Raw genomic sequence first — 18,687 nt, 5'->3', positions numbered from 1 at the left:
GGGCAGGCCGCTAAAATCAGGGGTTTTCCCCCACCTCACTCCCGACCGGAGCCGCCCCGATGGCCAACACTCAACAAATGGCGAATGCGATCCGCGCACTCGCAATGGATGCCGTTCAACAAGCCAATTCCGGGCACCCCGGCGCCCCGATGGGCATGGCGGACATGGCCGTCGGGCTGTGGGCGCGGCACCTCAAGCACAACCCGGCCAACCCCCAGTGGTTCGACCGCGACCGCTTCGTGCTGTCCAACGGCCACGCTTCCATGCTGATCTACGCGCTGCTGCACCTCACGGGCTACGACCTGCCCATGCAGGAGCTGCAGAACTTCCGCCAGATGGGCAGCCGCACCGCAGGCCACCCCGAGGTGGGCCACACCCCCGGCGTGGAAACCACCACCGGCCCGCTGGGCCAGGGCATCACCAACGCCGTGGGCATGGCCCTGGCCGAGAAGCTCCTGGCGGCCGAGTTCAACCGCGAAGGCCACACCGTGGTGGACCACCACACCTACGCCTTCCTGGGCGACGGTTGCCTGATGGAGGGCATCAGCCAGGAGGCCATTTCGCTGGCCGGCGCCTGGAAGCTGAACAAGCTCGTCGCGCTGTACGACGACAACGGCATCAGCATCGACGGCTCCGTGCAGCCCTGGTTCATCGACAACACGGCGCTGCGCTTCGTGGCCAGCGGCTGGAACGTGATCGGCCCCATCGACGGGCATGACGCCGACAAGGTGGCTGCCGCCATCGCCGAGGCGCACAAGCAGACCGAGCGCCCCTCGCTCGTCATTTGCAAGACGCACATCGGCAAGGGCTCGCCCAACCGCGCCAACACCGCCAAGGCCCACGGCGAGCCGCTGGGTGCCGATGAAATCGCGCTCTCGCGCGAATCGCTGGGCTGGAGCCATGCACCCTTCGTCATCCCCGACGAGGTGTACGCCGACTGGAACGCCCGCGCCACCGGCCACGCCGCCGAGCAGGCCTGGAACGATCGCTTTGCCGCCTACCAGGCCGCCTACCCCGAGCTGGCCGCCGAGTTCACGCGCCGCATGAACGGCGACCTGCCCGCGCACTTTGCCCAGACGGCGGTGGATACCGTGGTGGGTGCCCACACCAAGGCCGAGACCGTGGCCAGCCGCAAGGCCAGCCAACTGGCGCTCGAAGCCTTCACCGCTGCCCTGCCCGAGCTGCTGGGTGGCAGCGCCGACCTGACCGGCTCCAACCTCACCAACACCAAGAGCACGCCCAACCTGCGCTTTGACCTGCAGGGCAACGTGGTCAAGAACGAGAACGGCGTGGGTGGCCGCCACATCAACTACGGCGTGCGCGAATTCGGCATGGCCGCCATCATGAACGGCGTGGCGCTGCATGGCGGCTTCATCCCCTACGGCGGCACCTTCCTCACCTTCAGCGACTACAGCCGCAACGCCATCCGCATGGCCGCGCTGATGAAGCAGCGCGTGATCCATGTCTTCACGCACGACTCCATCGGCTTGGGCGAAGACGGCCCCACGCACCAGTCGGTGGAGCACGCTGCAGCCCTGCGCATCATCCCCGGCCTGGACGTCTGGCGCCCCGCCGACACGGCCGAAACCGCCGTGGCCTGGAGCGTGGCCCTGTCCAACCGCGAGCAGCCCACCGCGCTGCTGCTGAGCCGCCAGAACCTGCCCTACCTGTCCAAGCGCGACCTGGGCGACATCTCGCGTGGTGCCTACGTGCTCTCCGAGCCCAAGGACGTGGGCCTGAAGAAGAAAGCCCAGGCCGTCATCATTGCCACCGGCTCTGAGGTCCAATTGGCCCTGGCCGCGCAAAAGCAACTGGCCGAGAAAAAGATCGCCGTGCGCGTGGTCTCCATGCCCAGCACCACGAGCTTCGACCGCGAGGACGTCAAGTACAAGAAGTCCGTGCTGCCCGCAGGGCTGCCGCGCATCGCCGTGGAAATGGGCGTGACCGATTTCTGGTGGAAGTACGGCTGCGCCGCCGTGGTCGGCATCGACCGCTACGGCGAATCGGCCCCTGCAGGCGTGCTGTTCAAGCACTTCGGCTTCACTGCCGAGAACGTGGCGGCCACCGTGCGCGCCGTGCTGGCAGGCAAGAAGTGATTGGGTTGTTTTTAACTTTGCAAGGAAGAGACTGACATGGCTATCAAGGTTGGCATCAATGGTTTCGGCCGCATCGGCCGCATGGTGTTTCGCGCTGCGGTGCAAAACTTCTCGGACATCGAGATCGTGGGCATCAACGACCTGCTCGAACCCGACTACCTGGCCTACATGCTGAAATACGACAGCGTGCACGGCCGTTTCAAGGGTGAAGTCTCGGTCGAGGGCAACACCCTGGTCGTGAACGGCAAGAAGATTCGCCTGACGCAAGAGCGCGACCCCGCCAACCTGAAGTGGAACGAAGTCGGCGCCGACGTGGTGATCGAGGCCACCGGCCTGTTCCTGGACAAGGCCAGCGCCGAGAAGCACCTGGCCGCCGGCGCCAAGAAGGTGCTGATGTCCGCGCCCTCCAAGGACGACACGCCCATGTTCGTGTTCGGCGTGAACCACGAGAAATACGCTGGCCAGGCCATCGTCTCCAACGCCTCGTGCACCACCAACTGCCTGGCCCCCGTGGCCAAGGTGCTGAACGACAACTGGGGCATCAAGCGCGGCCTGATGACCACCGTGCACGCCGCCACCGCCACGCAAAAGACCGTGGACGGCCCGAGCAACAAGGACTGGCGCGGTGGCCGCGGCATCCTGGAAAACATCATCCCCAGCTCCACCGGCGCCGCCAAGGCCGTGGGCGTGGTGATCCCCGAGCTGAACAAGAAGCTCACCGGCATGTCGTTCCGTGTGCCCACCTCTGATGTGTCGGTGGTGGACCTGACCGTCGAGCTGGAAAAGGAAGCCGACTACAAGGACATCTGCGCCGCCATGAAGGCCGCCTCGCAAGGCGCCATGAAGGGCGTGCTGGGTTACACCGAAGACAAGGTGGTGGCCACCGACTTCCGTGGCGAGCCCTGCACCTCGGTGTTCGACGCCGAAGCCGGTATCGCGCTGGACAAGACCTTCATCAAGGTCGTGAGCTGGTACGACAACGAGTGGGGCTACTCGAACAAGTGCCTGGAAATGGTGCGCGTGATCGCCAAGTGATAGGCGCCTGAGCTGCGCTCAGGAATTCAACCGGCCGGCCCGCGAGGGCGGCCGGTTTTTTTATGCCGCGATCCATGGTGATTGCACTATCCGCGGCCCATGAAGCGGGCATGCCCCTAGGCCAGCGGCCACCGCGCAAGGGCCGCCCCGCCGCGCGGGTGGCGTCCCCCTTCCGCAGCGCGCAGCGATGCCAGAGAAGGGGGAAGGCGCGCAGCGCCGCAGGGGGATGTTCTCTAGTAATGCGGCGGAATCTCGTCGCGCAGGTTGCGCGGCGCGCCGCCACCGGGCTCGGGCATCTGCTGGCGCAGATGGGTCAGCTCCTGCACCAGCCGGTCGATCTGCTGCTGTTGTCGGTACAGGGCCAGGTTCATCTGGTCCAGCAGATCCTCGGTGTAGCTGGCCTTGATCTCCAGCTCGGTCAGGCGCTGATCGGTGGCGTGCGGGTCGCTCATTCCTCCGCCGTGCGGATGGTGTCGCGGCCGTTGCGGTCTTTCACGCGGCCCAGGTCGTTGTCGAGGGCGCGGGCCAGCTTCTCCATGGCGCCGGTGAAGGCATCGGCCAGCTTGTCGGCATCGGCCGTCACACCCACGGGTTGGCGCCCTGCGGGGCGCGCCTCCATGCGGCAGCGCTTGTCGTTGGCGCCGGATTTGCCTGCGTCCACGTCGGACAGGAAAACTTCGATGCGGGTGACCTGGTCCTTGAAGCGCGCCAGGCGAGACACGGCCTCTTGCTGTACCCACTGGGCCAGCGACTCTCCGCCCTGGATCTTGTTGTCGGTATGGACTTGTACTTGCATGGGTTCTCCTTTCTGAGCGATGGGTCGGTGCGGCGACCGGGGTGATGCGGTCTCCACGCCTACATCATGCCCGGATTTGCGGCGAGATTTTTGTAGTGGAGGGGGAAGTTCGTCTGGATCAGAGCTTGTCCAGTGCCACTGCAGGCGACCAAGCTGCCCCAGGCGGCAGCGTTCGTGCGGCCTGGAGGCGTTCCAGCAGCCGCTGCGCGGTGGTGTCGCCCGGCAGGCGCTGTAACAGGGCGTGCAGGTGGGTGCTGGCCTCATCCCAGGCGCGGGCATGGAAGGCCTGCAGCGCGGCGTGCGACAACTGGCACACCTGCGCGTCATCGCAGGGCGTGAACACGCGCACGGGTTCGGACTTGCCTTTGACGATCACATCGTCCAGCGGGCGCAGTGCGATGTCGTCGGGCAGTTGGGCCGCCGTGGCCCCCGACACCAGAATGCCGGTGCCAAAGGCCTTGTTGGCGCCTTCCAGGCGCGCCGCGAGGTTCACCGCGTCGCCAATGGCGGTGTACGAGAAGCGCTGCTCCGAGCCCACATTGCCCACCACCACGCGGCCCGTGTGCAGGCCGATGCGCATGTGGATGCTGGGCAGGCCGTGCGAGCGCAGCGCGGCCACCAGCGGCACCATGGCCTGCTGCATGGCGATGGCCGCGCGCACGGCATGCTCGGCGTGCTGGGCATCGGGCAGGGGCGCGCCCCAGAAGGCCATCACCGCGTCGCCGATGAACTTGTCCACGGTGCCGCCCGTGGCGTGGATGAGCGGCGTCATGGCGTTGAAGTAGCCCGTGAGCACCTCCACCGTCTGCTCGGCGCTGAGTTGTTCCGACAGGGTGGTGAAGTTCGCCAGGTCGGTGAACAACAGCGTGACTTCGCGCGTCTCGCCGCCCAGGCGCAACAGTTCGGGCTGGGCAATCAGGCGCTGGACCACTTCGGGGGGCACATACTGTGCAAACATGGCGCGCACCTGGCGCGCGTGCCGGCGCGCCGTGGCGTAGGCCACCAGGGCCGTGGCACCGTAGATGGCCACCACGGCGGCCAAGGGCAGCAGCGGCGGCAGCCACAGCCGCGCCTGGACAAACAGCCACCACGACAGCAGCAGCACCGCGCCCGAAAGCCCCGCAGCCACCCCTGCCACCGTACCAGGGTGCCAGCGCACGCTGGCCGGTACCAGCACGGCCAGGGCCAGCAGCACCAGCGCCAGGCTCCAGCCCTCGGGCACGGGGCGCAGGGCGGCACCGGTCACATGGTTGTCCAGCAGGGTGGCCTGCAGTTCCACGCCGGGGAACAGGCGTTCGCCGCCCAGTGCGGCAAAGGGGGCGTTGAAGAGGTCGGCCTGGGTGTGTTGCAGTTCGCTGGCCGTCAAGGCCGAGCGCCCCACCAGAACGACCTTGCCGCGAAAGTACCCCGCAGGCAGCAGGCCGGGCTCCAGGGCCTGGTAGTACGAGCGCGTGTCAAAGCTGCCGCGCGGGCCCCGGTAGGCCACCAGGCGGTCGGCGTCTACGGAGGGCGCGGGCGCTGGGCGGACGCCCAGGTGCTGCGCGAGAGTGGCCGCAAAGCGGCCCGCGCTGGGGGGCATGCGGCGCACCACGAAGTCGTCGTCCGGCTCCACCCCGGCGTCGCCATGCTGGGCTCCGGCATCGCGCAGGGTCTGCAGGGGAAGCACCTCGGTCCACAGCGTGGCGCTGGCGCTGTCCACCTTCTCGCGGCTGGAGGCCAGCACCACGGGAATGCCGGCGGCCACCGCGCGGCCCACCGCCTGGGCCAGGGCGGCGTCCTGCGCCGGGTCGGCGGCGGGGTCGGCAAACACCACGTCAAAGCCAATGGCGCGCGCGCCGTCTTCGCGCAGGCGGTCGATCAGGCGGGCATGCAGGCTGCGCGGGAAAGGCCAGCCCTGGCCCAGTTGCTGAAAGCTGGGTTCGTCGATCGCCAGGATGGCCACGGGCACGCTGCTGCGCCCCGGCGCGGCGAGCGTGGTCCACAGGTCAAAGCTGCGGAACTCCAGCGCATGCCAGGGGCGGCTGTGCGCGGCGGCCCACACCAACAGCAGGGCCAGCAGCGCCGCGCCGAGCGGCTTAAAAACGGTAGCGCGCATCCAGCACGAAGCGGGCCTTCTGGCGCGCAGACTTGGGACCCCACAGGTTGAGCGCTGCCATGCCTACCACCCAGCGCTTGTCGGTGGATTCCCAGAAGCCCATCAGGTCCAGGTTCCAGCCCGGTGGGCGGCGGGTGAGGTTTTCCTTGTCTTCAAACCGTTCGGATCGGTACACCGCGCGGCCGCTGAGGTACCAGCGCGCACTGCTGGCCCAGGTGGCGCCCAGCACGGCGGTGTGGCGCGGAATGTAGGGAATCATGCGCCCGGTCACGCGCTCGTCGCCTTCACCAAACGCACTGTGGCTGTGCTGGTACAGGTACTTGGCGTAGCCCGACCACTGGCGGCTGAACATGTGGTTGACGCTGCCTGCCAGCACCTTGAGGGTGCCGCCCTCGTAGCTGGGCGTGTCTTCGAGCAGGTCGGTGCTCGAGAGGTTGGTCAACTGGGCGTTGCGCAGCTCCTCCAGGAACGGCAGGCTGGGGGTGCGCAGGTCCACGCCGATGGTGCCGGGGTTGGTCAGGCGCAGGTGGTCGGCGCGCAGCTTGATGAAGGTGGAAGCGCCCCATTCCTGGCTCCATTGCAGCACGGCGCGCTTGTGGCGGCCACCGGCTTCGAGCAACTGGTCTTCCACGGGGATGCCGGCTGTCTCTATGCCCGCGAGGGTCGAAGTGCTCAGCGGCCGCATCCAGTCCTGATAGGCCAGGCGCAGCGTGTGGCCGGGGGCGGGCTGCAGCACCAGGCCTGCGCGCGGGGTGAAGACGCGTTCGGTGTCGTGGCGTTGGGCGATGTTGCCATCGACTTGGCCCAGCAGATCCAGCGCATAGATGTTGGCCCCCAGAACGCGGTGGCGTATCTGCTGCCAACCCAAGGCGCCATCCAGGTTCAGCATGGGGTTGTAGCGGTGGCTGCCTTCCAAAGTGAAGGCGGTATAACGGCGATCGATGGCATTGGTGCCGCCAAACGCCAAGCGATCGGCATACAGCAACTCCCCTGCGGGCGTGGATGCTGAGATGAGCCCTTCGGCCAGGGTTTGGCTGGACTGCTTCTCGGCCACATGCTCCAGAGCGGCGCTCCATCGGGTGCCGGGGCGGAGATCCATGGTGTGACGCAATTGCAGATCGTTGAACTGTTTGCGCGGCCGCGAAGCCAGTCCCAGAACGCCTTGCAGCGGATTCAAGGTGAAGAGCGCAGGGTAGTTTCGTATCAGCGCATCGTCCAAACTACGCCCGAGTTTGATCCAGGTCTGCTCGGTGGGACCCCAGCGGTAAGACAGTCCCATCGAGCCCTGGCTTTGGGTTTTGTCCAGTGAGGTTCGGAACAGGTTCTGCGCGCGCAGGTCGATGTTGAAGTGGTTGGCATAGGCAAACAGGTTCAGCCGTTCGCTGGGCTGTGCGCCCAGTCCCAGGGTGAGCACTTGTGCATCCACGTCTGCTGTGCCGGAAGCGTCGAAAAACGCGGGTCGGTTGACCACCCCCACATCCACCGGAAAGCGCAGCGCCCGCGCCGTCTGCGCCTTCACAAACCACGACACTGGCACATGGCGGTTGTCCATGCCGTTGAGCGTGAGGGCGGGCGAGGCCAGACGGTAGAACTCGCGGTCCAGCGTCAGCCCCACGGCGCCGTGGCTGCCGGGGCGCTGCAACAGCGAGGCGTAGCGCTGGCTGGCGCCAAAGGCCATGGGGTCTGTGAGAAAGCCCTGGTACAGGGCCGAGTTCTTGTTGAACTCACCCGCGTAGCGGTCGGCCAGGAACAGGTGGCTGCCGCCCCAGTAGGGGTAGAAGCTCTGCTGCGCCAGCTCCAGCGCCCAGTCTTCCATGCCGAAGAAGGCCAGCGCCGCGCCCAGGTTGGCGCTGCCCTTCTGGTCGTTGGCCAACTGGTTGAGCGAGCGCAGGTAGGGCATGCGCTGTGCCCCGGCCCGCGCCGCCGCCACGGCCTCGCCGGGCTGGAACAGGTCGGTGTGGATCTGCGCCAGCAGCATGTGGGGCACGGGGTCCTTGTCGTCCAGTGCGGCAGCCTGGTGCAGCGTGGTGATGGCGTCCTGGTGGCGCCCGAGCTGGTAGTAGGCGACGGCAGTCCAGGTCTTGGCGCGGGCGTAGCGCGGCTCCATCACGCCTGCGCGCAAAAAGGCGTCGAGCGCCGCTTCGGGCTGGCCTTGCTTGAGCCGCAGCAGGCCCAGGCCGGTGAGGGCGACATAGTCGGCGCTGTGGTCCTGCAGCGCAGCCTGGAAGGCGCTTTCGGCGTCGGTAAATCGGTTGGCAAAGGTCTCCAGCGTGCCGCGTTCGCCCTGGGCCTGCGCCAGGTGCGGTGCCAGCGCAATGGCTTGCTGCAGGTGCTGGCGCGCGGGGCCGGTGTCCTCGCGCTCGGTGTGCGCGCTGCCCAGGCCCAGCCAGCCGCGTGCGTCCTGCGGGGCCAGTTGGGTGGCTTCGGTGTAGGCGGCCAGTGTGCTCGGCGCATCGCCCTGGCGGCGGGCCAGGGCGCCACGGGCGAGCGCCAGTTCGGGGTGGGGTGCCTGGCCCTGGGCGAGCGTGGCAGCGGCGTCGCCCGCGCGGTCCTGCAGCAACTGCGCGCGGGCCAGTTGGGCCAGCAGTGCGGGGTGGGCGGGCCACTGTTGCAGCGCGTCCTGCAGGGTGGCCACGGCGGCCTGGCCTTCGCCGCCCATCAGCAGCAGGTCGGACTGCATGAGCCACACCGGCAAGGGGGGGCGCTGGGGCATTTGCTGCTGCGCCAGTGCGCGTGCTTCCGGCCATTGGCCGGCCTGCAGTGCAATAGCCAATTCCAGGGCGGCGCCCCAGGATGCAGGCGCCTGGGCGCGCGTCTGGGCCAGGGCGCTGCGCGCGCGGTCGATCTGGCCTGCCGCCAGCGCGGCGCGCACCGGCTCCAGCGCCGCAGGCAGGGGCTCGGCGGCCAGGTGGGGCAGTGGGTCGGGCTGCAGGGCGTTGACCCACTGCACGCTCTCGCGCGGCTGCACCAGCATGAGCTTGACCGGGGCCTTGCCCACTTCGGCATAGGCGGCTTCGTTGGCGTTCAGTGTCAGTGTGCCCTGGGGGTTGCCAAATTCCACCGTGCCCGACAGCACGGTGAGCAGTGTGCGCCCGTCAGGCTCCACGCTGATGTGCCAGTCGGTGCCACGGATGGCAGCGGTGGCGGCGGGGGTTTGCAACTCCAGCGGGCTGCCGGGCGGGCGGCGTGTTTGCGTCCAGGCGCGCCCGGCCTCCAGGCGCAGCGTGGTGGTGCCCTGCCCGGCCGCCGCCAGCGCCTTGACCTGCAGCACCGTGTTCTGGTGCAGGCGCACCTGGGTCTGGTCGGCAAACAACAGGGCCATGCGCGCGGCCTCGCGTGTACGCACAAAGTCGCCAGCAGCCAGGGCTTGTGCGGTGCGCGCTGGGCTCCAGGCCGTGGCGCTGGCCGGGCGCTGGTCACCCGCGCCTTGCAGGTCCACGATCTCAGCGGCGGCGCCTGCGGGCAGGGCGGCCAGGGTGTGCAGGGGCCACGCCAGGGCCAGTGCGCAGAGCAGGGGGCGGGCGCGAAGGGGCGGCAAGGGCATGGAGCTTCCTTGGTGTGGGCAGGCCGCAGGGCCAGGTGGGGGATGGCGGAAATTATGCGACCGGCCGGTGACACCTGGATACAGGGGTGGCACGTAAAAGCAACAGCACCGTGAAGTCCGCCCGGTACAGGCCGCCCGACGGATTGCGCCTACAGACGCAGCGCCCGCGCAGTGCTACAACAGCCGCATGTTTGCACCGCGCCGCCTCAAGATCGGGCTGTCGGCCTGCTTTCAGCATGCCGACCCCTCGCGTTCGCTGTTCACCGGCAAGACGCTGCAGTACGTTGAGCAGTCGATCGCGCACTGGATCATGTCGGCCGGCGCCATGGTGGTGATGGTGCCCTGCCCCACGGGGGAGACGGCGCGTGGCGACGTGACGCTGGCGCACTATGCCGAGTGGCTTGATGGTGTGGTGATGCACGGCGGTGCCGACGTGTGGCCGGGCAGCTATGGCGAGGAGCCGCTGCGCGAGGAATGGCTGGGCGACCGCGTGCGCGATCTGTACGACCTGGCCGTGGTCGAGGCCTTTGCGCAGGCAGGCAAACCCATTTTTGGCGTGTGCCGGGGGCTGCAGCTCATCAACGTGGCGTTTGGCGGCGCGCTGTACCAGGACATCGAGACCCAACACCCCGGTGCCCAGCAGCACCGCAACGCGCGCACCTACGACCAGCATTTCCACGAGATCGACCTGGTGCCCGGCTCGCGCCTGGCGCACCTGTACCCCGGCCAGCGGCGGGTGACGGTCAACAGCATCCACCACCAGGGTATCAAGCGGTTGGCACCCGGTTTTGTGGTCGAGGCCGTCAGCCACCCCGACGGCATCCCCGAGGCCATTCGCCGCAGCCCCTTGCGCGGGCAGGGCTACATCGCGGCCACGCAGTGGCACCCCGAGTTCCATGTGCAGGGCTCGCACACGCTGGACGATACGGCGCTCCTGCACGACTTTCTGGGTGCCTGCAGCGCGGCGCGCTTCCGGCCCTTCCCGGCCGTGAGCCCGCTGCACATCCGCGACCGGGCCGCACGCCTGCTGCGCCAGGCTTTGCTGCGCGACGTGTTTACGGCAGAAAACACCATCGGGCGCTTGATGGGTAAGCGCAAGTAGCTATAAATTTCGTAGCAAATTATCCAGGTGACCTGCCGGGGCTGTCCGCCCAGCGACTGCCACCCGGCGGCCTCCCGCGCTAGCATGGCTGCCCCACAAGGAGCCCGACCCATGCTGAACTTTGAATTCCACAACCCCACCCGCATCGTCTTTGGCCAAGGCAAGGTGGCCGACCTGGCGCGCCTGGTGCCTGCGCAGGCCCGGGTGCTGGTGCTGTACGGCGGCGAGAGCGCGCGGCGCACCGGAACGCTGGACGAAGTGCGCGCCGCATTGGGCGAGCGCAGCGTGAGCGAGTTTGGCGGCATCGAGCCCAACCCCAGCTACGAAACGCTGATGCGCGCCGTGGAACAGGTGCGCGCCGAGCACATCGACTACCTGCTTGCTGTGGGTGGCGGCTCCGTCATCGACGGCACCAAGTTCGTGGCGGCCGCCGCCTGTTTTGACGGCGAACCCTGGGACATCCTGCTGCAGCGCGGGCGCAATGTGCAGCGGGCGCTGCCGCTGGCCAGCGTGCTTACGCTGCCCGCCACGGGCTCGGAGATGAACAACGGCGGCGTGGTCACGCGCAAGGCCACGCAGGCCAAGCTGTCGTTCTCCAGCGTGCACTGCTTTCCGCAGTTCTCGGTGCTCGACCCGACCAAGACCTACACCCTGCCGCCTGCGCAAATCGCCAACGGCCTGGTGGACGCCTACGTGCACGTCATGGAGCAGTACCTGACCTACCCCGTGCAGGCACGCCCGCAGGACCGCTTTGCCGAAGGCCTGCTGCAGACCCTGGTGGAAATCGCCCCTGGCGCGCTGGCCGAGCCGCCCGACTACGACCACCGCGCCAACCTGATGTGGACGGCCACGCTGGCGCTCAACGGCCTGATCGGTGCGGGCGTGCCGCAGGACTGGGCCACGCACATGATCGGCCACGAGCTGACGGCTCTGTATGGCATCGACCACGCGCGCACGCTGGCCATCGTGCTGCCTTCGCTCATGCAGTCGCAGCGCGTAGCCAAGCGCGACAAGCTGCTGCAGTACGCCGAGCGCGTCTGGCATGTCAGCGGCGGCACCGAGGACGAGCGCATCGACGCCGCCATCACGCACACCCGCGCATTTTTCGAGAGCGTGGGCATCCCCACGCGCCTGTCTGCCTACGGCCTGGGGCGCGAGGCGGTGGACGCCGTGGTGGCGCAGCTCACGGCGCACGGCATGCTCAAGCTGGGCGAGCACCGCAGCATCACGCCCGAAGTCAGCCGCGCCATCCTGGAAGCGGCGCTTTAAGGGTTTTATGGCTCTGGCGCTTGAATATCAAGCGCCAGCAGCTATCAAAACAATAGCAATCAGTGGTGGTGCCCGTGGGCGCCATGCACATGGCGGTGGGCGATTTCCTCGGCCGAGGCGGCACGCACATCCGTCACCTTGCAGGAAAAACGCAGCGCCTGGCCGGCCAGCGGGTGGTTGCCGTCCAGGTGCACCTCGGGGCCCTTGATCTTCACCACGTTGAACACCTGGGGCTGGCCGTCGTTGCCCACGCCCTGTAGCTGGCCGCCCACCTTCACGCCGGGCGGGAACTCGCTCTTGGGGATGGTGCGCACCAGCGACTCGTCGCGCGCGCCAAAGGCGTCTTCCACGGCCAGGTCGATGGTGGTGGCAAAGCCGGCGGCCTGGCCTTCGAGCGCGGCCTCCACCTTGGGGAAGATGTTCTCGTAGCCGCCGTGCAGGTAGGCCAGGTTGCCCGCGTCCAGCGGCTTGCCCTGGGGCGTGGTCACCTTGTAGCTGATGGTGACGGCGGAGTCTTTGCTGATGTTCATGCGGCGCTTTCGGATGGCAAAGCGGGGATTTTCTCTCAGACCCTCAACCCCCGCCCGGCAGCGTGTCGGCCTGCGCGCCGGGGTAGCGCGCAAAGCGCCGTGGCATGCCGCCATGCACCGGGGCGCTGTCGGGCCAGGGCCAGCCGCCAAACTCCGTGCGGCGGTAATCCTGCATGGCCTGCATGATCTCCTCGCGCGTGTTCATCACGAATGGGCCGTACTGCGCCACCGGCTCGCCGATGGGGCGGCCCTGCAGCAGCAGGCATTCCACGGCCAGGGTGCCGGTGTTTTCCAGCGCCCAGTCCTGGCCCGCCACCAGTTCCAGCGCGGCGTGCTCGCCGAGGTGCTGCGGCCCGATGCGCAGGCCATCGCCCGCAAAGAAGTACAGCATGCGCCGCGTGCCCTGGCCGCGCGCGGCGGGCAGCACCCACCGGGCGCCGGGTGCCAGGTGCAGCGTCCAGATGGCCACGTCGGCGTCCGGCTGCGCGGCCCAGGATTCGGGCGGCGGTGCCAGTGGCTTGGCGGCGCCGGGCAGGGCCCCGGCCACCACGGTGACGGTGGTCAGGCGGCCGGCCTCGTCGCGGTGCGCCAGGCGCGGAATGCGTTCGTTCCACAGCATGGTGAAGTGCGGCGCCACCATCTTCTGGCGCGCGGGCAGGTTCAGCCAAATCTGGAACAGCTCCAGCGGGTTCGGCCCGCCGGTATCGAGCAGCGGGAACATCTCGGAATGCTGGATGCCCCGCCCCGCCGTCACCCACTGCACATCGCCGCCGCCAAAGCGCGCCGCCGCGCCCAGCGAATCGGCATGGTCGATCAGGCCCTTGCGCACCAGCGTCACGGTCTCGAAGCCCCGGTGCGGGTGCACCGGAAAGCCCGGCACCGCGTCGCCGTGGTACATGCTCCAGCCGTCCTGGCGGCTGAAGTCACTGCCGATCTGGCGGCCGCCCAGCAGGTGGGACGCCGGGCCGAATGCGCCGTTGCCCGCCGGGTAGGCGTCATCGTGGTGGGCGCAGAACAGGAAAGGGTCCAGCGTGGGCCACAGCGGGCCGAGGGCCTGGGTGTTCAGAATGGGTGTGGACGTGGTCATCGCAGTGCTCCTGCGTGTATTGGAGCGGTATTGGCTACGCAGGACTAGCCCCTGGCTGCGCAACACTGCGTTCCATGGGTGTATTCAGAGCAAAAACAGCATTAGGGCCAATACAGATAATCGCCACCAGCTATTGAAAGAGGAGCGTTCCTACAGCCCCTGCGGCACCGCCTCGGCCAAAAAGTCATACACCGCCCGGATGCGCGCGCTGGTGCGGATCTCGCGGTGTACCGTGAGCCAGATGGGGATCTGCGGCAGCGCGAGTTGGGGCAGGACCTGCAGTACCTCGGGGTCGGTGCGCGCCATGTACTGCGCCACGAAGCCGATGCCCAGGCCCGCGCGCACGGCCTGCCAGTAGGCGATGAAATCGTCGGTGCGAAGCTGGAACTGCTCGCGCCCCACCGGGTGCCCCAGGGCCGCGAAGCCGCGCAGGATGTCCTCGTTGCGGTCGTTGCCCACCAGTTCGTGCGCCAGCAGGTCGGTGGGCTGGCGCGGCGTGCCCCGGCGGCGCAGGTAGTCGCGGTGCGCGTAGGCGCCCAGCGCCACGCTGCCGATGCGCCGCGCCACCAGGCTGGACTGGTCGGGCTGCACCATGCGCAGGGCGATGTCGGCCTCGCGGCGCAGCAGGTTGCTGACCTCGTTGCTGGCCACCAGCTCCACCTGGATGTCGGGGAGCTGCTGGCGCATGCGCAGCAGCAGCGGCGGCAGCAGCAGGCAGGCCACGGGCTGGCTGGCGCTGATGCGCACCGTGCCGCTGGCGCCGGCCTGCGCACCGGAGACGCCGCGTGCCAGCGCATGCGCGCCGGCCTCCATTGCGCGCGCCGACTCGGCCAGCCGCAGCGCCGTGGCCGTGGGCTGCAGGCCCCGGCCGGTGCGCTCGAACAGCACCGTGCCCAGTTGCGCCTCCAGCTCGGCGACGTGGCGGCCCATGGTGGGCTGGCTGGACTGCAAGGCGCGCGCCGCGCCCAGCAGACTGCCGTGCTCCAGCACGGCCAGGAAGGAGCGCACCAGGTTCCAGTCGAACGGGGTATTCATGAATGAAATCCTGCTATGGATATTCATGCAATTGTGTAACTTCGCGATGGTTCCCACAATCAAGCCCATCACAGAGCACATGGAGATGGACATGGCCAAGACGGTATGGGTGCTGGGCGCCAACGGGCGCCTGGGGCGGGCGGTGGCGCTGGCCTTCGCGGCGGCGGGCTGGCGGGTGCGCGCACCCTGGCGGCATGGCGCGGTGGCGCAGGCCCCGACGCTGCCTGGCGTGCAATGGCTGGCGCCGGGCGCAGACCTGCAGGCGGCGCTGGACGAGGGGGCCGACGCCGTGGTCCACGCCATGAACCCGGCGCGCTACACGGCCAGTGCCTGGCGCGCCGAGGCCCCGGCGCTGCTGCACCAGGCCATCGCCACCGCGCTGGCGCTGCGCGCCGTGCTGCTGTTTCCGGGCAATGTGTACAACTTCGGCGCGGGCATGCCCGCCGTGCTGGATGCGCACACGCCCCAGCGCCCCAGCACGCCGCTGGGCGCGGTGCGCGTGGCGCTGGAGCAGCAGCTCGCCCAGGCCGTGGCCACCCAGGGGCTGCGCGCCGTCATCGTGCGCGCGGGCGACTTTTTTGGCGCGGGCCAGGGCACCTGGCTGGACCTGGTGATCGCGCGCAAGCTGCGCCAGGGCGTGATGACCTGGCCCGGCCCGCTGGACGTGCCGCACGCCTGGGCCTACCTGCCCGACCTGGCCCAGGCCTTCGTGCGCGTGGCCGCCGCGCCCGCCCCCGCGCCGGGGCAGTTGCCCTGCCTGCCGTTTGCCGGTCACACCACTGCCGGCCACGACTGGCAGACGGTGCTGGCCGAATGGGCGCAGGAGCAAGGTGGGCTGCGCGGTGGCGCGCTACGGGTGCAATCCCTGCCCTGGGGCTGGATGCGCCTGGCCACTCCGGTGGTGCCCATGCTGCGCTCGCTACAGGCCATGCGCTACCTCTGGCAGGTGCCGCATGCGCTCGACGGCACGGCGCTGGCCCGGTACGCTGGTCCTGTGACCCACACCCCGCTGCGCGAGGCGTTGCGTGCCAGCCTGGCCTTGCTGGACGGCGCCGCGCAGCCCGTCACCACCCCTATCGCCGCAGGAGCCTGAGCATGCAGCGCCGCCCCTTTCTGCGCATCCTCGGCGGGGCCGCCGTGCTTGCCGCCACGCCCGCGCTGCCGGGCTGTTCGTCCGCCCTGCCCGCCGAGGCGCTGGCCGCGTGGCAGCCGCCCGCGCCCGTGCCGCCCGGGGGCGACGTGCGCCGCTGGCTGCTGGCGCACGCCATCCTGGCGCCGCATTCGCACAACCTGCAATCGTGGCTGGTGGATTTGCACACGCCGGGCGAGATCTGGCTCTACTGCGACCGCACGCGCCTGCTGCCCGAGACCGACCCGCACGCGCGCCAGATCCTCATGAGCCAGGGCACCTTCCTCGAACTGCTGCACCTGGCCGCGCTGCAGCAGGGCCTGCGCGCCGAGGTGGAGATGTTTCCGCACGGCGTGTTCGACCCGCGCACACCGCCCGCGCCGCCGCACACCCACCACGCCACGGCGCGTGTGCGGCTGGTGCCCGACGCCAGCGCGCCGCCCGACCCGCTGTTCGCGCAGATCTTCCGGCGCCACACCAACCGTTCGGCCTACGCGCCGCGCGCCCCCGAGCCGCAGGCGGTGCAGGCCATCGCGGCGGCCTGTGCGGCACCCGGCCTGCGCGTGGACTTCGCCCTGCCGGGCAATGCACGCCTGCCGGAGCACCGCGCCATCGCGCGCGATGCCTGGCGCGTGGAGCTGGTCACGCCGCGCACCATGCTCGAATCGTTGAAGGTGCTGCGCGTGGGCCCGCGCGAGATCGCCCAGCACCGCGACGGCCTGAGCGTGAACGAGCCGCTGCCGCGCCTGCTGGCGGCCCTGCGCCTGTTCGACCGCAGCCGCGCGCCCGGCCCCGACGACATGGCGGTGACCCAGCAGGTGCAGGACTTCAACGCCAAGATCGAGGCCACGCCGGCCTTCTTCGCCATGGTGACCGAGGCCAACGACCGCGCCACCCAGGTGCGGGCCGGCCGCGCCTACGCGCGTGCGCAGCTCGCCGCTACGGCGCACGGCCTGTCCATGCACCCGTTGCAGCAGGCCTTGCAGGAATACCCCGAGCAGGCGCCCCATTACGCCGCCATCCACGCGCTGCTGGGCGCAGCGCCCGGGCGTAATGCGGTGCAGATGTGGGCGCGCCTGGGCTACGCGCCGCCCGTGGGGCCGGCGCCGCGCCGGGGAGTGCAGGCGCACCTGTTGGGCTGAGCGACGGGGAGTCTTTCAGCCTCTGCTGCGACCCATGCGCCAGTTTTGATTGAAATCGGGCTGTGGCGCCCTTCCATCAAGCGCCAGCAGCTATTGAATCAATAGCAAACTCGATCAGCGCCCCACCACCGACCAGCCCGCCTGCTGGTTGTTCTTGTCGTTTTCGTATTCCCAGGCCGTGCCGCAGCGGTCGCACTGGTAACGGGTGATGGTGACGGTGCCCGTCTCGCGGTCTTCCTTGCGGTTGCCGCGCTGCACCAGTTCGGCATGGCCGGGCGCCTTGCGCCAGTTGCGCTGGATGCCCTTGCAGGACTCGCACAGTTCCATCGGGTTCAGTTCGCGCTGTCGGGCCAGTTCTTTGCTCATGGGAGGGTGCCTTGGTGGTGTGCGGGGTGCAGGGGCGCTACTGTACGCCACACAAGCCGTGCAGGCGCTGGTGCAGTGCATCTCCGGGGTCCACCGGCCGCTGGTTCTTGGCCTGCAGGTAGTGGTGGGTGAAGACGTCGAGGTAGGCCTCCATCACCTGGGCGGCCCGCTCCTCGCCCGCCAGCGCCAGGCACAGCGCCGCCACCTCCAGCGTGCACAGGTGCGCCGCGTCGGCCGACTGGCGCAGCCGGTAGCGCGACGACTGTTCGGGCTGCAGGCTGAGCACCGGCAGGGTATCGAGGTAGGGGCTCTTGCGGAACATGCGGCGCGCCTCGGCCCAGGTGGCGTCGAGCAGCACGAACAGCGGCTTGCGATCGGGCGCCTCACCCGAGGGTGCCGGGGGCGCCACCTGGGTCACCACACGCTGCGGTTCGGCATAGTCGCTGGGAAACACCAGGTACGGCTGCCACTGCGGATCGGCCAGCAGGGCCAGCAGGCCGGGGGGCACCTCGGTGCGCGTCCAGCCGAAGGCAAAGGTGTCGGCCACCACATCGGCCACCAGCCAGCCGGTGTTGCTGGGCTTGAGCGCCTCGGTGTCGGCCATCAGCAGGCAGACACCCGCGCGCGTGGGCACCTGCGGCCGCAGGGCGCACAGGCAGTGGCTGGGCCGCAGGCGGCAACCCGGACAGCGCTCGCCGCTCGGCCCACCCCGGGCTAGGAACGGCTTGGCGCTGCGTGCCAGACGCTCGCTGCGCAGGCGCGCTACGGCGTGGGGCGATGGGGTGAGGGTCACGGCGCGCCCGCGTGTTCCAGCGCGAACAGCGGCACCTCGGCCCGGTGGCTCAGCCACAGGCCGCCGCCCATCTGGGTAAAGCCCTCGGCCAGCGTGCGGCGGTACATCTGCGCGCGGTGGCGGAACTGGCGCGTATCGGTGAGCGTTTGGTCCACCATGTCCTGCTCCCAGTCCTCGCGCGTGACGGCCTCCAGGTACAGCGCGCCCCGGCACAGCCGGGCCAGGTTGCGCATGGCCGCCTGCGCGTCGGCCGCGTTCAGGTAGGGCAGCACGCCCTGGCAGATCACCAGATCGAAGGGCTCGCTGGCGCGGTAGTCGAGCACCGAGCCGCGCTCCCAGCCGAAGCGCTCGCACAGGTAGGCGCTGTATTCCACGCCATGGAAGCTGGCGTGCGGAAAATGCCGCGCCACCACGTCGCGCCACAGGCCGATGCCGCAGCCCACGTCCAGCACGCGGCGCACCGGCACGCGCAGGTACTGCAGGTAGCTGCACACGAAGGCGCCCAGCCGCTCGATGTGCTGCGGGTCGGCCACGCTGGTCTTGGGGTCGAAGTAGTAGCGCTGGTAGTAGGCCTCGTCGAAGGCCACGGTGGGTGCGGGGTGGTCTGTGGGCTTGGGGTGCACGTCAGGTTCCGGTGGGGTGGGGGCAGAGTATCGCCGCCAGCGCCC

General features: G+C 69.2%; 16 protein-coding genes. 6 read left to right on the top strand and 10 right to left on the bottom strand.

What is annotated here, in order from left to right; translation table 11 throughout:
* Window positions 1–59 precede the first annotated feature (59 nt).
* Window positions 60–2,096 carry a transketolase gene (tkt, locus tag MJ602_RS00715; RefSeq protein WP_243019002.1) on the top strand — a complete coding sequence of 679 codons (2,037 nt, stop codon included), beginning with the start codon at window positions 60–62 and terminating at the stop codon, window positions 2,094–2,096.
* A gap of 36 nt (window positions 2,097–2,132) precedes the next feature.
* The gene (gene gap / locus MJ602_RS00710; RefSeq protein WP_162014765.1) at window positions 2,133–3,131 is read left to right on the top strand and encodes a type I glyceraldehyde-3-phosphate dehydrogenase; all 999 of its coding nucleotides are present in this window, start codon (window positions 2,133–2,135) and stop codon (window positions 3,129–3,131) included.
* Window positions 3,132–3,364: 233 nt separating this feature from the next.
* Here gap and MJ602_RS00705 read toward each other — a convergent pair whose 3' ends face one another.
* The 4 genes from MJ602_RS00705 to MJ602_RS00685 form a co-directional block, all read right to left on the bottom strand.
* Window positions 3,365–3,583 (bottom strand): SlyX family protein, encoded by a 219-nt coding sequence (locus MJ602_RS00705; protein WP_162014766.1) that lies wholly within the window; start codon window positions 3,581–3,583, stop codon window positions 3,365–3,367.
* Window positions 3,580–3,927, bottom strand: coding sequence for an HPF/RaiA family ribosome-associated protein (locus MJ602_RS00700; RefSeq protein ID WP_162014767.1), 348 nt, complete (start codon window positions 3,925–3,927; stop codon window positions 3,580–3,582). Before MJ602_RS00700 ends, MJ602_RS00705 begins: the two co-directional genes overlap by 4 nt.
* A gap of 118 nt (window positions 3,928–4,045) precedes the next feature.
* Complete coding sequence (locus MJ602_RS16695) at window positions 4,046–6,022, bottom strand: adenylate/guanylate cyclase domain-containing protein (protein ID WP_279235520.1); 1,977 nt, start codon at window positions 6,020–6,022, stop codon at window positions 4,046–4,048.
* Window positions 6,003–9,566 (bottom strand): TonB-dependent receptor domain-containing protein, encoded by a 3,564-nt coding sequence (locus tag MJ602_RS00685; protein WP_243019001.1) that lies wholly within the window; start codon window positions 9,564–9,566, stop codon window positions 6,003–6,005. The genes MJ602_RS16695 and MJ602_RS00685 overlap by 20 nt, the downstream gene beginning before the upstream one ends.
* Window positions 9,567–9,753: 187 nt before the next feature.
* Here MJ602_RS00685 and MJ602_RS00680 point away from each other — a divergent pair, with 187 nt between their 5' ends.
* Both MJ602_RS00680 and MJ602_RS00675 read left to right on the top strand, forming a co-directional pair.
* Window positions 9,754–10,668, top strand: a complete 915-nt coding sequence (locus MJ602_RS00680) for a gamma-glutamyl-gamma-aminobutyrate hydrolase family protein (protein ID WP_243019000.1) — start codon at window positions 9,754–9,756, stop codon at window positions 10,666–10,668.
* Window positions 10,669–10,779: 111 nt separating this feature from the next.
* Window positions 10,780–11,937, top strand: coding sequence for an iron-containing alcohol dehydrogenase (locus MJ602_RS00675; protein ID WP_243018999.1), 1,158 nt, complete (start codon window positions 10,780–10,782; stop codon window positions 11,935–11,937).
* Window positions 11,938–11,996: 59 nt separating this feature from the next.
* On the opposite strand, the gene MJ602_RS00670 is transcribed toward MJ602_RS00675, so the two are convergent.
* The 3 genes from MJ602_RS00670 to MJ602_RS00660 all read right to left on the bottom strand — a co-directional run bounded on the left by MJ602_RS00670 (window position 11,997) and on the right by MJ602_RS00660 (window position 14,589).
* On the bottom strand, window positions 11,997–12,467 hold the full coding sequence (locus MJ602_RS00670) for an FKBP-type peptidyl-prolyl cis-trans isomerase (protein WP_243018998.1): 471 nt from the start codon (window positions 12,465–12,467) through the stop codon (window positions 11,997–11,999).
* 43 nt (window positions 12,468–12,510) lie between these two features.
* Window positions 12,511–13,554 (bottom strand): pirin family protein, encoded by a 1,044-nt coding sequence (locus tag MJ602_RS00665; protein ID WP_243018997.1) that lies wholly within the window; start codon window positions 13,552–13,554, stop codon window positions 12,511–12,513.
* A gap of 150 nt (window positions 13,555–13,704) precedes the next feature.
* The gene (locus MJ602_RS00660) at window positions 13,705–14,589 is read right to left on the bottom strand and encodes a LysR family transcriptional regulator (protein WP_243018996.1); all 885 of its coding nucleotides are present in this window, start codon (window positions 14,587–14,589) and stop codon (window positions 13,705–13,707) included.
* A 46-nt stretch (window positions 14,590–14,635) separates the two neighbouring features.
* Here MJ602_RS00660 and MJ602_RS00655 point away from each other — a divergent pair, with 46 nt between their 5' ends.
* Together MJ602_RS00655 and MJ602_RS00650 are read left to right on the top strand one after the other, a co-directional pair.
* Window positions 14,636–15,682, top strand: coding sequence for an NAD-dependent epimerase/dehydratase family protein (locus MJ602_RS00655; protein ID WP_243018995.1), 1,047 nt, complete (start codon window positions 14,636–14,638; stop codon window positions 15,680–15,682).
* Between the two features lie 2 nt (window positions 15,683–15,684).
* Window positions 15,685–16,860, top strand: a complete 1,176-nt coding sequence (locus MJ602_RS00650) for an Acg family FMN-binding oxidoreductase (RefSeq protein ID WP_243018994.1) — start codon at window positions 15,685–15,687, stop codon at window positions 16,858–16,860.
* A 114-nt stretch (window positions 16,861–16,974) separates the two neighbouring features.
* On the opposite strand, the gene MJ602_RS00645 is transcribed toward MJ602_RS00650, so the two are convergent.
* From MJ602_RS00645 to MJ602_RS00635, 3 genes are read right to left on the bottom strand one after another with little or no spacing between them, the layout of a single operon-like run.
* Window positions 16,975–17,226 (bottom strand): hypothetical protein, encoded by a 252-nt coding sequence (locus MJ602_RS00645; RefSeq protein ID WP_162014776.1) that lies wholly within the window; start codon window positions 17,224–17,226, stop codon window positions 16,975–16,977.
* A gap of 37 nt (window positions 17,227–17,263) precedes the next feature.
* The gene (locus MJ602_RS00640) at window positions 17,264–18,019 is read right to left on the bottom strand and encodes a tRNA-uridine aminocarboxypropyltransferase (protein ID WP_243018993.1); all 756 of its coding nucleotides are present in this window, start codon (window positions 18,017–18,019) and stop codon (window positions 17,264–17,266) included.
* The gene (locus MJ602_RS00635) at window positions 18,016–18,642 is read right to left on the bottom strand and encodes a class I SAM-dependent methyltransferase (RefSeq protein WP_243018992.1); all 627 of its coding nucleotides are present in this window, start codon (window positions 18,640–18,642) and stop codon (window positions 18,016–18,018) included. The genes MJ602_RS00640 and MJ602_RS00635 overlap by 4 nt, the downstream gene beginning before the upstream one ends.
* Between the last annotated feature and the right edge of the window lie 45 nt (window positions 18,643–18,687).

The sequence above is a fragment of the Simplicispira sedimenti genome, assembly GCF_022760965.1.
GTDB classification, from domain to species: Bacteria; Pseudomonadota; Gammaproteobacteria; order Burkholderiales; family Burkholderiaceae_C; genus Simplicispira; species Simplicispira sedimenti.
The sequence above is the reverse complement of the archived record's forward strand: the minus strand, read 5'-3'. Positions and strand labels throughout refer to the sequence as shown.